We start from the raw sequence: 13051 nt of genomic DNA, 5'->3' as shown, positions 1-13051 counted from the left end.
CCAACGTTAAAGCGGTGCAGGCCACCTGTGTCGCAAGCCGGGCACTCCACCGAAAAAGGCCGATTTGCGATGCATTTTATGCAAACACGGTAAATGAAGCCTTGCGAGCGGGCCCCAACATCCGGCAGGTCCGGAGGCGAAGCCTTTCCGGTCGCATGGCCATAAAGGCCCGTTTACCCACGGGCCGCGAACCTTAAATTGCAGCGTGAAATATGCTGCGCCTCGACGCAATTCACGCCACGGAGAAAACCAAAAGCGCACCGGCGCAAAAAGGCCCGCGCCGATTGCTCCGCGCGGGCCTTTGCAGTTCTTGCGGTTTACGTATGCCTAGCGGCACTCACCGGGGTGCACGACGCGGAAGCCGGCGCCACCAGCTTCACAGGAGTTCGGGAAGGTCTGAATCCGGTTGCCGCGCTGGCCGCAGACCGGCGCGTATTCGCGGGTGCAGAACTGGCCCTGCGGCGGACGGTCGTCGTCGCGGCGGCACTCGCCGGGTGCAACCACGCGGAAGCCGTCGGCGCGTGCCATGCAGGCATTCGAGAAGGTCTGCTGCTGGCGACCGCGCTGGCCGCACACAGGCGCATATTCCCGCGTGCAAGCCTGCGGCTCGCGCTCGGGCGGACGGTAGTCCGGGCGGCACTCGCCGCGATGGATCATATTGAAGCCATCGGCCCGCGCCTGGCACGAATTCGAGAAGGTGCGCATGCGATTGCCGCGCTCGCCGCAAACCGGCGCATATTCCATCGTGCACATCGGCGGACGGATCGGCCCCGGGCCGGGCCGCGGTTCATCGACCACGACGGTACAGGCGGACAGAAATCCGAATGCCAACAGAATAGCCGCCCCCGGCCGCGTGAAAAGAAGTTTGAGAAGCGCCAAGAATATCCCCTTCAGAGCACCGGCAGCCGCCGACCCGGCGCCATGCCGTATCATTCCGCCCCCGTCCAGCCGTATCTAACCCCGCACACGGATTGGTCAAGTCCGCTTCATCCCTGACGCACAGACGGTTGAAGAGGGGCTCAAGGGGGCAACATGCGCGCGCAGCTAGTGCCTTCAGCGCCGCATCCGCGCTTCCAATCCCATGGCACGCCTCGGCGAACGCCCGAGATGGCAAAGGGCCCGCGTGCTTTCGCACGCGGGCCCTTCATCGATCGTCGGCTGCCGTTTCAGGCAGCCCGGCCGTAGGCGGCCTGCCGAGACGTTTCCTGCAGGCGGAACTTGGTCAGGAGCATCTTCAATTCGCGGCTCTCGGCTGCAAGCGTCTGGCTTGCGGCCGTCGTCTCTTCCACCATGGCTGCGTTCTGCTGGGTCATCTGGTCCATGCTGTTGACGGCCGTATTGACCTCGGCGAGACCCGTCGCCTGTTCGCGAGCAGCCGTTGCAATCGAGGCAACCTGTTCGTTGACCCGGTTGACCAGCGCTTCGATCTCGGTCAGCGCATCGCCGGTCGAGCGTACCAGCTCGACCCCGGCGCCGACTTCGCGCACCGACGTGCCGATCAGTTCCTTGATCTCCTTGGCGGCGCCGGCAGAACGCTGTGCTAGCTCGCGCACTTCCTGCGCCACCACCGCGAAGCCACGGCCGGCTTCGCCCGCCCGTGCCGCTTCGACGCCGGCGTTCAGCGCCAGGAGATTGGTCTGGAAAGCGATCTCGTCAATCACGCCGATGATCTGGCTGATCCGGCTCGAAGAGGTCTCGATCCGCCCCATGGCGTCGATGGCGTTGCGCACGATGCCGCCGGATTTCGCCGCACTCGCCTTGGTCTCATCGACCATGTTGCGTGCTTCGTTGGCCCGGTCGGAGGAATGGCGGACCGTCGAGGTGATCTCGTCCAGCGCTGCTGCGGTTTCTTCCAGAGCCGCCGCCTGCTGCTCGGTGCGGCGCGACAGGTTGTTGGCAGCTTCCGAAATGTCGCCGGCGCTGGCGGTGACGATCTCGGTCGAATGCGAGATCGAGCCGATGACGTCGCGAAGGGCGGCAACCGCCGTGTTGAAGTCCTGCCTGAGCTTGCCGTATTCCGGGGCGATATGGCCGATCTCGGCCGTCAGGTCGCCGCTGGCCAGCAATTCGAGCGCGGCCCCCACGGTCTCCATGGCATCGGCCTGCGCATCGGCGGTCGCCCGCTGGCGCTGCTCATTGCCGCGCCGCTCCGACTCCAGCCTGTCCTGCTGTTCGGATTCGCGGGAACGCAACTCCAGCCGCTCGCGCACCGAATCGCGCAAGACCACGAGAACCTTGGCCATCTGGCCGATCTCGTCGCCGCGGTCGGTTTCCGGTACGTCAGACGAGAGATCCTCATCGGCAATCGACCGCATCGACGCCTTCAGATTCTCGACAGGCTTGACCACGCTGCGCACGATCGCCAGCGCCGCCATCAGGATCGCCAGTGCTGCGGCGAGAAGAATGCCGGCAACCTGCCAGGCGCGCTCGCGGAACATGGCCGTGAGATCGTCGGAGTAAACGCCGGTGCCGACCACCCAGCCCCAGGGTTTGAAGCCGGCGACGTGAGAGTATTTCAGCACCGGCTCGTCAGCGCCCGGCTTCGGCCAATAGTAATCGACGAAGCCCTGCCCGCTCTTTTCCACCGTCTTGACGAATTCGACGAAGAGGTGCTTGCCGTTCGGATCCTTGTTGGCGGAAAGGTCGCTGCCGTCCATTTCCGGCTTGATCGGATGCATGATCATCGTCGGATGCATGTCGTTGATCCAGAAATAGCCGCTACCCTGATAGCGCATCGCCTTGACCGCTTCGAGCGCACGCTTCTGTGCATCTTCGCGCGACAGCGTGCCGGCCACTTCCTGTTTGTGATAGGCGTCGAACACCGCAACGGCGTTCTCGTTCATGGCCGACAACATCGCCTTGCGTTCGCCGACGAGCTTGTCCTGTGCCTGAAACAGGCCGAATGTCAGCGCCGCAGCCATGGTCAACAGTGCGAATGCGACGAGCGCATAGAGCCGCACCGAAATCCTGAATCTCTTCATCCCCAGTCCCCTGCCTCCAGTAGAAGCGTGCAGGGTAAGGATGTCTGTTTGCAAAGCCCCTAACAAACGATCCCTAAATTTGACAAATCTCAATTAACACCTTCGCAACGAATGAAGTTCGTGATCGTCAACCAGACGCAATTTGTCTGCGCGCACACTTCCCTGACGAAGCAACCATGCGCTACATCTCCTGAGACACGAGGGAGACAACCATGACCGCAGACACCAGACCGACCGGCGAACTGACCTTGCGCACACTGGCCATGCCAGCCGACGCCAATGCCGCCGGCGACATCTTCGGCGGCTGGGTGATGGCGCAGATGGACCTTTCCTGCGGCATCCGTGCAGCCGAGCGGGCCCGCGGCCGCGTGGTGACGGCGGCAGTGAAGGAAATGGCCTTCGCGCTGCCGGTCAAGATCGGCGATACGCTCTGCATCTATACGGATGTCGTCAAGGTCGGGCGCACCTCGATGACCCTTAAGGTCGAGGCCTGGGCACAGCGTTACCTCTCGCATCTGATGGAGAAGGTGACCGACGCAATCTTCGTCATGGTCGCGCTCGACGAGAACGGAAAACCAAAGGTGGTACCGGCGGAATAGGAGGGGCGACCGTGGACCCGAGCCAGCCTGATCCCGCGATCTTCTCGCATATCCGCGTCGTCATGGGCATGGTCGTCAGCCTCAGCCTTGCGCGGCTCTTAAGCGGGCTTGCGCTCTTCGTGCAGCACCCGGGAAAGACCCGGGTCTACTGGATCCATCTCGGATGGGTACTGTTCATGTTCGTCTTCCTCGTGCATTTCTGGTGGTGGGAGTTCCACCTCCATGCCCTGCCCGTGCTCGACGTCACCGTCTATCTCTTCGTCATCCTCTATTGCTGCGTCTTCTTTTTTCTCTGCGTGCTGCTCTTTCCGACGACGCTCGAGGATTACAGCGACTACGAGCATTACTTCATGTCGCGGCGAAAGTGGTTCTTCGCCTTTCTGGCGCTCGCCTTTGCCGTCGATCTCGTCGATACCGCGCTCAAGGGCAAAGCCTATTTCGCGTCCTACGGGATCGAATATCCGGTGCGCAACGCGACCTATATTGCCCTATGCCTGATCGCCGCCTGGACGCCGAACCGGCGTTTCCATGCCGCATTCCTCATCTGTGCCGTCACCTATCAGCTTGTGTGGATGTACCGGGCCTTCGACCTTTTGGATTGAGGGCGGCGGCGAAGGTCGAGAGCATCGCCTACCAGCGCAGCCAACGCCGCCCGATGAGGTAGCCGACGGTGGTGATCACCAGAACGGCAATCGAGTACCAGACCGCCAGGAACAACGGACTGTCGTCCGGGCAATGGAAGGCATAGAGCGAAGCGGCAATGGCGCCCGCGGCAAGCCCGGCCGAAGCACCGGCAAGACCGGGATTTTCCGGCGCACCGTTCTTCAGCACGAACAGGAAGCCTGCAAGCGGCGCCAGCGACAGCACTGGGATGAAGAACAGGCAGAAGCCGGCGTTCTTGCCGAGCATGCTCGTCGTCCACGCCTCAGAAGGCAGCACGGAAAGCTCGGACAAAACGGCAATGGCAAGCAGCACAAGGGGAACGGCGAGCCGAAATCCACGCGCCTTGAGTGATCGCCCGGGCTGTCCGACAAGGAAGACGAGACGGCAAGCGGCTATGGCGAGAACCAGCGTGAAGCCGATCTTGAACAGGACCCGCGCCGTCTCGATGGCGGTTGCCAGGTTGGGGCGCACCCCCACCGTCAACAGCAGAACCAGGGCGGACGCGACGACCCCGGCGAAGACGGCAAGCGCCAGCATGCGGCCAAGCCGCATTCCGACCGCCGCATCCACGGCCAACAGGCTGATCAGGTCATTCGTCTTCACGTGTCTCACTCCGATAAAGGGCTGCCAACGACTTCAATGCCCTGTGCAGCGCCACGCGCACCGCCCCTTCGCTCATCTTCAGCCGTTCGGCCGTTTCGCGCACGCCCGCACCTTCCAGCGAGATCGAGCGGACGATATCACGCTGCGGGTCCTTCAGGCGTTCCAGCATGTTGACCGCGTCCATCCGGTCCAGCCCGTCACCCTGCTCTTCCGCCTCCAATGTCGCAATCACGTCTTCGATCGGCACATTCACGTGCCGACCCCGGCGACGCAGGCTGTCGATGAGCTTGTTGCGCACGATCGCCGATAGCCAAGGACCGATCGGCCGGTCCGGATCCCACGTTGCGCGCTTGAGGTGGACGGCCAGCAGCACTTCCTGCACCACATCCTCCGCTTCGCTCGCCGGCGCCCCGAACTGATTGCAGCGCCGGCGTGCCATGGCGCGCAGATGCGGGGTCACGGCGCCGAGGAAGCGATGGTAGGCCTGCGTGTCGCCCTTCATGGCGTTGCGCATCCATTCCGCCCATTCCTGCTCACGCATCGAAGAATTCACCCGACATCATCCTCTACGAACGGGCACACGTTTTTGTTACCGGTCTTGGAAGAAATATTTCTGAATCGCCGGAAAGCCTTGGTTCGCCTGCGTTTTCTCCTGCAATGGAAGAGACTGCAAGCGCACGGCGTGAAAAAAATCGAAAACCCCGATGTAACGATCGGCGATCAGCCTCCGTAACCCAAGTGTCAGCCGATCATGGCCGACCATCAACGGAGATAGTTCCATGAAAAACAGCATCGCTACTCTGGCGCTCGCAGGTTCGCTCGCTTCGGCGCTGGCAACTATAGCTGCCCCGGCTGCCTTCGCCGCCGAAAACAGCGAAAAGTGCTACGGCGTTGCCATGAAGGGCCAGAACGATTGCGCCGCAGGCAAACATGACTGCGCCGGCAAGTCGACGATGGATTTCGACAAGGCATCGTTCAAGCTCGTCCCGGCTGGCACCTGCACCTCGATGAAGACCCCTGACGGTCACGGCATGCTGATGCCGGCATGATCGTCTCTCTGCCCTCGACAGCAAGCCTTCCTCAACAGATTCAGGACTGAACCGCATCATGAACAAGATATCCGCAAGCGTCTTTGCCGCCTCCGTCGCAACCGCGCTGTCGCTCATCGCCAGCGTACCGGCCACGGCCGCCGACGCGTCAAAGGAGAAGTGCTACGGCGTCGCCCTCAAGGGGCAGAATGATTGCGCCGCAGGACCGGGCACCACCTGCGCCGGCACCTCCAAGGTTGATCATCAGCAAAATGCCTGGAAGCTCGTTCCCACTGGCACATGCGAGGCGATGAAGACGCCGAATGGCCATGGCTCGCTGACGCAGGGCCCGGCTCCGGTCTGACCGCTGGCTCGCTGCCATCCGGCAAGGCAGCGGCGCAAGGCCCTGCGCCGCTGCCCCGCAACCCAAGGAGCAATCCGAATGAAACTCTCCGGTCTTCCGCGCCGCGCCGGTGTCGGCTTCAAGCCCGAACATTTCCCCGCCATCCATGCGGCAGCCCAGCCGATCGGCTTTTTCGAGGTGCATGCCGAAAACTACATGGGCGCCGGCGGTCCGCCGCACGCACAACTCGGCAAGCTGCGTGAAGATTATGCCCTCTCCATTCACGGCGTCGGATTGTCGATCGGCTCGGTTCAGCCGCTCGACAAAGAACATCTCTCCCGACTGAAGATCGTCTGCGATCGCTACGAGCCGGAGAGCTTCTCGGAGCATCTCGCCTGGTCGACGCACGATAGTGTCTTCCTCAACGATCTGCTGCCACTGCCCTATACCAGCCATACCTTGACGGCGGTCGCCGACCACATCGACCAGGTTCAGGAAACGCTGAAGCGGCAGATGCTGCTAGAAAATCCGGCCACTTACCTGCTCTTTGCCGAAAGCACGATCGAGGAAACCGAGTTCCTTGCGGACGTTGTCAGGCGCACCGGCTGCGGGCTGCTGCTCGACGTCAACAATGTCTTCGTCGCTTCGACCAACCACCACATGGACCCCGGCGACTATCTCGCCCGTTTCCCGATAGAATCTGTCCGCGAAATCCATTTGAGCGGCCACTCAGAGACCGTGGACGATGCAGGCGCGCCGCTCCTGATCGATTCCCACGACACGCCGGTCAAGGATCCGGTGTGGGCGCTCTTCGAGGCGCTGATTGCGCGCACGGGTCCTGTTGCAACCCTGATCGAATGGGACAACGACGTGCCCGACTGGCCGGTGCTGTGCGCCGAAGCGCAGGCCGCCGACGACATTCTTCAGAATGCCTCAAACCGCCGTGCCGCCTGAAGGAGATCGCAATGTCCCTTGACACCCAGACGCGGTTTGCCGTCGCCTTGACCGATCCGGCTTCACCCGTTCCCAAAGGTCTGGCGTCCTGGACTGGGTCGCAGCCTGAGCGTCGCTTCGCCGTCTATCGCAACAATGTCATCGCGGCACTGACGGGTGCGCTCGCCGCGCGGTTCCCTGCCAGCCAGCAGATCGTCGGCGAGGCGTTCTTCGCGGCGATGGCCGCCGATTTCATCCGCGCTCACCCGCCCCGCTCGCCATTGCTGCTTTCCTACGGCGACGACTTTGCCGAGTTCGTCGAACGGTTCGAGCCGGCGAAAGCAATCGCCTACCTTCCCGACGTCATTCGGCTGGAGGCTGCACGCGGCAAGGCCTATCACGCAGCTGACGTCGCATCGCTCGACGCCGCAACCCTTGCAGCCCTGTCACCTGAACGGCTCGCCGACCTTGTATTCGTCCCGCATCCATCGCTTTGCGTACTGCGCTCGCCACACCCCGTCGTCACCATCTGGGCGATGAATGCCGGCGAAGCCGCGTTGCAGCCAATCGATGATTGGACAGCCGAGGACGCAGTGGTGATCCGTCCGCACATGATTGTCGAGGTGCGCCGCCTGCCGCCCGGCGGAGCGGCCTTCCTGCAGGCATTGGCGCAAGGAACCTGCCTTGCCGCCGCTGTCGATATCGCGACCGAGGATGCCGACGCATTCGACCTTTCGGCCAATCTCGCCGGCGCCTTGCAAAGCGGCGCCTTCATTGCTTTCCGCTGACAGGAGTGAGCCCGATGCAAAGCGAAATGACCATGACTTCGGATGACCACCAGGGCATCGTCCGCAAGTTCTACTCCGCGTTACAGCTGCTCGACCGCGTGCCGCACGATGTCGTCGCACTGATTGCACGCCTGTCGATCGCCGCCGTCTTCTGGCAATCGGGCCAGACCAAGGTCGATGGCTGGCAGGTGACGGACAATGCCATCTATCTCTTCGAAAACGAATACAGGCTGCCGCTGATCGATCCGTGGCTTGCCGCCCATGCGGCAGCGTTCGCCGAACACCTGTTCCCGTTGTTGCTGGTGATTGGTTTTGCCAGTCGACTTTCGGCGCTGGCGCTTCTCGGCATGACGGTGGTCATCGAAATCTTCGTCTACCCCGATGCATGGCCGACGCACGGCACCTGGGCCGTCTGTCTGCTGGCCATCATCGCCGGCGGGCCCGGGCGCGCTTCGATCGACTATCTCCTAGCTCGCAGTTTCGGGGTTTGTCGCACCTGACCGGCATCGCCAAAGGCGAAGTCGCCCGCGATCTGTCGTTGAAGATCCTTGAGAAAGTTGGGCTTGGCGACCGTGCAGAGGAGTGGCCGTCGGTGCTGTCCGGCGGGCAGAAACAGCGCGTGGCGCTCGCCCGGGCGCTCGTGGCACACCCCTTCATCCTGGCGCTCGACGAGCCGCTTGGCGCGCTCGACGCCCTGACGCGCATCGAGATGCAGCAGTTGCTGGAGCGCATCTGGCAACAACAGAACTTTACCGCCGTGCTCGTCACTCACGATGTCGCCGAAGCGGTGGCGCTAGCCGACCGTGTCGTCGTCATCGACGAAGGCCGCATCGCGCTCGATCTGCCGATCCCGCTTGCCCGCCCACGCCGTCACGGCAGCGCCGAAACCGCCAGGCTTGAAGGGCAGATTCTGGATCGCTTGTTTGGGCGGGGATAAGATGCCGCTTTCGATTGCAGTTTGGCGCGCGGTAGATCGTCTGGCTGCCATGTCTTCCGGCGAACCGTTCAAAGAACGACGGGCTCGCCGTCCTGACCGGCGGACGACGCCGCGACCCCTCAGCCCTTGAAGATGAACGAGGCACCGATCGCGATCAGGGAGAAGCCGACGAGGTGGTTCCAGCCGATCGATTCTTTCAGCCAGAACACCGAGAACGCCGCGAACACCAGGAGAGTGATCACCTCCTGCATCGTCTTCAACTGCGCTGCGGAATAGACTTCGTGGCCGATGCGGTTCGCCGGTACGGCCAGGCAATACTCGAAGAAAGCGATACCCCAGCTGGCGGCAATCGCCATGTAAAGCGGCGAAGAGGTGTATTTCAGGTGCCCGTACCAGGCAAACGTCATGAAGACGTTGGAAATCAGCAGCAGCAGGATCGGCCAGAGATAGGCCGGGTTGATGGCGAACGACATGGGGACCCTCGAAGGCGCGAATCGGTTCGGCAGAATGATCTTGCTAGCCTCCCTCTGACAAGCTCCAACATCGCGTTTGCAGCAGCCCACGCCGTATCAACCCGGCCAATGTGCTAAGAGCTTTTTTGATAGATCCGGTTTCGGGCGATGTTCGCACGCGACGGTAGCCACAGCAGGACGATTGTGGCCTCTCATTCCATTCTACCAGGCCCGCCCATCTTCCAGCCCGTGCGCCGCCCCGCGCAGACGGATCGTGTCAATTCCGACCCCTTGCATCGCATTTCCCGCTTCATCGCGGTGGTCCGCCGCCGAGGTTGCCGCCTCAATTAAGGCAGGAAGTGCCCCTCAACGGCGAGCCAACCGCGTGACGACCACAGCACAGACACAAAAACAACGCGTATCGGTCGTAAAAGTTGACGATATCTAACCCAAACGAGTTATATTACGCACGAAAGTTCTCTCTTTTCGCCCTTTGCCACAATTTTGCACCAGACGGTGAGCAAAGTCCGCGCACCGTCCGACGGGACAGGCAGGGGAATACCACACTCCGACGGCAATCGCCGTGAAGTTGGCACCGCGTTTCATCGCGGTTCGCCGGCGCGCTGATGCTGCGTTCAAGGTGCAACGCGCAGGCGCTTGCCGCCGATATCCCCCGAAACAGTGATCGATGCAGATGAAAACCGGGGGCAGTGTTCGGCGATCGCCAGGCACATCCGGGATGCACGCACCAAACAACCTGGCAAGGAGACCTGACCATGAAGGTCCTGGCGTTTCTCGCGGCTGCCTATGTCGCGCTTCTGACTCCGGATATGGCCACGGCGGGCATGTTGGCCCAGGCCCAGCAGTATAGTGGCCTGCACGAGGTCAAGAACAATAGGCGGCTACGCACCGCACTCGGCGTTAACCCCGCCCGCACCCCCTGGTGCGGCCACTTCATGGGCATGATTGCCCGAAAGTCGGGCCGAACGCCGCCACAAAGTTTCGGCATAGCCCGCTCATGGCTGCGCTTCGGCGCGCCGGTCAAGCTCTCCTATGCCCGCCCCGGCGACGTTATCGTCGTGCGCACCGGGCGCAGCTATCACGTCGGCATCCTCTCCGCCCTGTCCAAATCGACAGCGAAGGTGATGGGCGGCAATCAGTCCGGCCGCGTCAGGATTTCGCAATTCAACCGCGGCCAGGTCGTCGCCGTCAGGCGTTAGCCGGCGAAGAAAACAGCTTCGCGATCACCGAACGGGTTGTTCGTTGCCGCCGTCGGGCTGTGCGTCGTTAAGCGTCAGGCGCATTGCGCAGCGCCGCTCGGCCGGCAAGCCGCATGTCGCCTCCTTCGCAAGGGTCCGCAACAGCCTTGCATCGAGCGCATCGGCTGCCAGCGTCTCGAACCCGAGCTTTCGGTAGAAACGCTCGTTCCATGCGAGTTCGCGGAACGTGGTCAGCGTCACCTCGCCAAGCGATCGCTCGCGCGCATGGGCAACGGCGGCTGCGATCAAGGCCCGCCCGAGCCCAAGGCCCTGTCGATCGTGCAGCACCGCGAGTTGCCAGATGTGCAGAGCGCCGTCGATGATCTCGGCGCAGAGAAAGCCGAGCGGACGATCGCGATCATCGACAGCGACCCAGGAGAGACCGGCGCGAACGAAATCGAGATGCGCGTCAACCGATTGCACATCGTCATCGGCGATCCAGGCGAGTTCGGAAACACTGCGAAATGCCTCTCCCGACGATCTCTCGATATCGGGCAGTGCTGGCGCGTCGTCTTCGCGGGTCAGTCGAATCAGGGCGTTCATGACGGCATCCTATCGACGGCGTTCGCTGCGTCGATCCTGTCTTTGGCAAGAACAATCCGGTAAAGCAGGATGGCGTTGCGCGGATAGGGTTTTATGCATGAAGACAATCACTTATCCCCATCTCTTCGCCATCCACACACGATCCTCGCCCGGAGGCCGATCTCGCAGACGGCCAATCTCGGCATATCCGTGCCGCTCGTAGAAGCCGATTGCCTGAAAAGTGGATGTTGTGAGTTGAACGCCGATCGCGCCATGCGCACGCGCTTCCTCTTCAGCGCGCTGAAGAAGGCGGCTGCCATGTCCCTGCCCGCGAAGAGCGGCATCGACCCAGACGTGGTCGATCTGCAGCCAGCATAGAGCCACCATCGCCCGGATACCGCCGCAGACGCGACCACCTTCATCTCGAAGCAGCAATGTCAGTGGCACGCGTGGCCACGTCCCGACCATCTCGATCATGTGGGCCAGAAGCCCGGCGGTGACGTCTTCAGCGCCCGGAACGATCTCCGTATCGTGGACGTCAATGCGCATCGGCTACCCTTCCGACTGTTACCCTCGCGCCGCTAGAGGAGCGGCAGTGCCATCAGCACCTCATCGAAATACTGCCCATCGACGCAAAGGGCGCGTGTCTCCAACCCGTAGCTTGCAAAGCCGAGTTTGGAATAGAGCCGGATGGCTACGGCATTGGAGGAGACGACGGTCAACTGCAATTGCTCGACCTTGCCCCGGGCCTCGTCGATCACCGCCTCGACCAGTTGTTGCGACAAGCCGCTCCCGCGCGCCGCCTCGACCACGTACATGCCCCAGAGGATACCCTTGTGCCTTGTCTTGATGGCGCCTGGGATCGTCAGGCCCGCGACACCCACAAGCGCACCGGCGGCATCGAAAGCACCGATGATCGCGGCGGCCGCCAACCGATTTGCGAACCACTCGAGCGGCTGCCTTGCCTCATCTTCATAGGACGCACCGAAGGCCTCAGGATGGCGCTTGAGCCCATCGAGGCGCAAGGCGCGATAGGCGTCGATATCTCGGGGTTCAAGGCGGCGGAGTTGAAAGGAAGACATGCGGGGTTCCGAAATCCGGTTCTGGGCGGGCGATCCTCCCTGCATCGACCCGGCCCTGTCAACGTCAATCGGCGACTTTAGAGATGACCATCAAACTTTAGATCTTTCTTCTAAAAGACTGAATCAGCTATCAAACGCCCTGCTCACTCTTCAACCGGCGAGGCCCGTTGCGCGATCCGTTCCAGTGCCGCACGCAACCCCGCCTCCGGGCTCGTCAAAGGGCGCGGTCCTCGGTGCACAAGATCCGCCGCACCCGCCATGGAGGCTTGAGCAAGTGCGACGATCGCAGCGCCATCGTCATAGGAGGCGTCGGCAGCCTTGGCGATGGCAGCGAGATAGCCATCCCGATCACCCGCTCTAAACGAGCTCCAGGCGCCGGCAACGAGGCGTATCTCAAGCGCGACACCTGTGCGCTTCGCGGCCGCGGAAAACAATGCGGTGGTCGGAGCCACCGTCGTTTCCACGGCGCAGAGCGCCACGACCTTGCCACCGGCGGCGGCCGCCTTTTCGGCAAGCGCCGCATCGATCCGCAACACCGGCACCGGCGTCTGACCAACAATCGCCGTACTGGGCCCGAGCGTCGAGCAGGTAAGCAACACGGCATCGGCCCGCGCTGCCAGTGCGCTCAGCGCTGCGGCCGTCTGGCGGGCGATTTCGTCTGTGAGACCGCCGGCCCGTTCCGCAGCCTCGAGCAGGTCCGGCCGCACCGTGTGATGAAGCACGTCGCTTGGAAGGCCGAGTTTGCGCGCGGCGGCTTCGAAAACCGCACAGTTGCTGTCGGCCGTATGCAGGCATGCGATGATCAATATGCTTCCCTTCGTCCTGAGCTTCAGGCCAGGCGTGCGCTATCGCGCACGCGCC

Annotated in this window: 18 protein-coding genes and 1 pseudogene; 9 read left to right on the top strand and 10 right to left on the bottom strand. The window is 62.5% G+C overall.

The window, feature by feature from the left end:
- Positions 1–327: 327 nt before the first annotated feature.
- Both BLJAPNOD_RS12945 and BLJAPNOD_RS12940 read right to left on the bottom strand, forming a co-directional pair.
- Positions 328–879, bottom strand: coding sequence for a Kazal-type serine protease inhibitor domain-containing protein (locus BLJAPNOD_RS12945; RefSeq protein WP_244610936.1), 552 nt, complete (start codon positions 877–879; stop codon positions 328–330).
- A 287-nt stretch (positions 880–1166) separates the two neighbouring features.
- Positions 1167–2981, bottom strand: a complete 1815-nt coding sequence (locus BLJAPNOD_RS12940) for a methyl-accepting chemotaxis protein (RefSeq protein ID WP_115420104.1) — start codon at positions 2979–2981, stop codon at positions 1167–1169.
- A 212-nt stretch (positions 2982–3193) separates the two neighbouring features.
- Here BLJAPNOD_RS12940 and BLJAPNOD_RS12935 point away from each other — a divergent pair, with 212 nt between their 5' ends.
- On the top strand, positions 3194–3580 hold the full coding sequence (locus tag BLJAPNOD_RS12935; RefSeq protein WP_077503744.1) for an acyl-CoA thioesterase: 387 nt from the start codon (positions 3194–3196) through the stop codon (positions 3578–3580).
- Between the two features lie 11 nt (positions 3581–3591).
- Entirely contained in the window at positions 3592–4182 is a 591-nt protein-coding gene (locus BLJAPNOD_RS12930) for a hypothetical protein (protein ID WP_077503745.1), read from the top strand.
- Between the two features lie 28 nt (positions 4183–4210).
- On the opposite strand, the gene BLJAPNOD_RS12925 is transcribed toward BLJAPNOD_RS12930, so the two are convergent.
- From BLJAPNOD_RS12925 to BLJAPNOD_RS12915, 3 genes are read right to left on the bottom strand one after another with little or no spacing between them, the layout of a single operon-like run.
- A complete protein-coding gene (locus BLJAPNOD_RS12925) occupies positions 4211–4846 on the bottom strand; it encodes a DUF1109 domain-containing protein (protein WP_115420103.1) in 636 nt (211 codons plus the stop codon).
- A complete protein-coding gene (locus tag BLJAPNOD_RS12920) occupies positions 4833–5399 on the bottom strand; it encodes a sigma-70 family RNA polymerase sigma factor (RefSeq protein WP_115420102.1) in 567 nt (188 codons plus the stop codon). The genes BLJAPNOD_RS12925 and BLJAPNOD_RS12920 overlap by 14 nt, the downstream gene beginning before the upstream one ends.
- A 36-nt stretch (positions 5400–5435) precedes the next feature.
- The gene (locus BLJAPNOD_RS12915; protein ID WP_147294545.1) at positions 5436–5639 is read right to left on the bottom strand and encodes a hypothetical protein; all 204 of its coding nucleotides are present in this window, start codon (positions 5637–5639) and stop codon (positions 5436–5438) included.
- On the opposite strand from BLJAPNOD_RS12915, the gene BLJAPNOD_RS12910 reads away from it, so the two are divergent.
- The 6 genes and pseudogenes from BLJAPNOD_RS12910 to BLJAPNOD_RS12885 form a co-directional block, all read left to right on the top strand.
- Entirely contained in the window at positions 5626–5895 is a 270-nt protein-coding gene (locus BLJAPNOD_RS12910) for a DUF2282 domain-containing protein (protein ID WP_115420100.1), read from the top strand. The genes BLJAPNOD_RS12915 and BLJAPNOD_RS12910 overlap by 14 nt on opposite strands.
- Before the next feature lie 58 nt (positions 5896–5953).
- Positions 5954–6238 (top strand): DUF2282 domain-containing protein, encoded by a 285-nt coding sequence (locus BLJAPNOD_RS12905; protein WP_115420099.1) that lies wholly within the window; start codon positions 5954–5956, stop codon positions 6236–6238.
- A gap of 78 nt (positions 6239–6316) precedes the next feature.
- Positions 6317–7171, top strand: coding sequence for a DUF692 domain-containing protein (locus BLJAPNOD_RS12900; RefSeq protein WP_115420098.1), 855 nt, complete (start codon positions 6317–6319; stop codon positions 7169–7171).
- Positions 7172–7182: 11 nt separating this feature from the next.
- A complete protein-coding gene (locus BLJAPNOD_RS12895; protein WP_115420097.1) occupies positions 7183–7938 on the top strand; it encodes a DNA-binding domain-containing protein in 756 nt (251 codons plus the stop codon).
- Between the two features lie 14 nt (positions 7939–7952).
- Positions 7953–8438, top strand: a complete 486-nt coding sequence (locus BLJAPNOD_RS12890; protein WP_115420096.1) for a DoxX family protein — start codon at positions 7953–7955, stop codon at positions 8436–8438.
- Positions 8435–8875, top strand: a pseudogene (locus BLJAPNOD_RS12885) (ATP-binding cassette domain-containing protein); the annotation flags it as partial. The gene BLJAPNOD_RS12890 and the pseudogene BLJAPNOD_RS12885, both read left to right, overlap by 4 nt.
- Before the next feature lie 119 nt (positions 8876–8994).
- Here the strand turns inward: BLJAPNOD_RS12885 and BLJAPNOD_RS12880 are convergent.
- On the bottom strand, positions 8995–9348 hold the full coding sequence (locus BLJAPNOD_RS12880) for a DMT family protein (RefSeq protein ID WP_077503757.1): 354 nt from the start codon (positions 9346–9348) through the stop codon (positions 8995–8997).
- A gap of 755 nt (positions 9349–10103) precedes the next feature.
- Here BLJAPNOD_RS12880 and BLJAPNOD_RS12875 point away from each other — a divergent pair.
- Positions 10104–10547: a TIGR02594 family protein gene (locus BLJAPNOD_RS12875; RefSeq protein ID WP_115420095.1), complete on the top strand. Its 444-nt coding sequence runs from the start codon at positions 10104–10106 to the stop codon at positions 10545–10547.
- Positions 10548–10571: 24 nt separating this feature from the next.
- Here BLJAPNOD_RS12875 and BLJAPNOD_RS12870 read toward each other — a convergent pair whose 3' ends face one another.
- From BLJAPNOD_RS12870 to BLJAPNOD_RS12855, 4 genes are all read right to left on the bottom strand, one after another.
- Complete coding sequence (locus tag BLJAPNOD_RS12870; protein ID WP_115420094.1) at positions 10572–11129, bottom strand: GNAT family N-acetyltransferase; 558 nt, start codon at positions 11127–11129, stop codon at positions 10572–10574.
- A 111-nt stretch (positions 11130–11240) separates the two neighbouring features.
- Positions 11241–11657: a GNAT family N-acetyltransferase gene (locus BLJAPNOD_RS12865; RefSeq protein ID WP_115420093.1), complete on the bottom strand. Its 417-nt coding sequence runs from the start codon at positions 11655–11657 to the stop codon at positions 11241–11243.
- A 32-nt stretch (positions 11658–11689) separates the two neighbouring features.
- On the bottom strand, positions 11690–12190 hold the full coding sequence (locus BLJAPNOD_RS12860) for a GNAT family N-acetyltransferase (protein WP_115420092.1): 501 nt from the start codon (positions 12188–12190) through the stop codon (positions 11690–11692).
- Positions 12191–12333: 143 nt separating this feature from the next.
- Entirely contained in the window at positions 12334–12996 is a 663-nt protein-coding gene (locus BLJAPNOD_RS12855) for an aspartate/glutamate racemase family protein (RefSeq protein ID WP_115420091.1), read from the bottom strand.
- Between the last annotated feature and the right edge of the window lie 55 nt (positions 12997–13051).

This window comes from Ensifer sp. M14, assembly GCF_003355565.1.
Classification (GTDB): Bacteria; Pseudomonadota; Alphaproteobacteria; order Rhizobiales; family Rhizobiaceae; genus Ensifer.
Note: the sequence above shows the minus strand (reverse complement) of the source record. Positions and strands in the feature narration are given on the sequence as shown.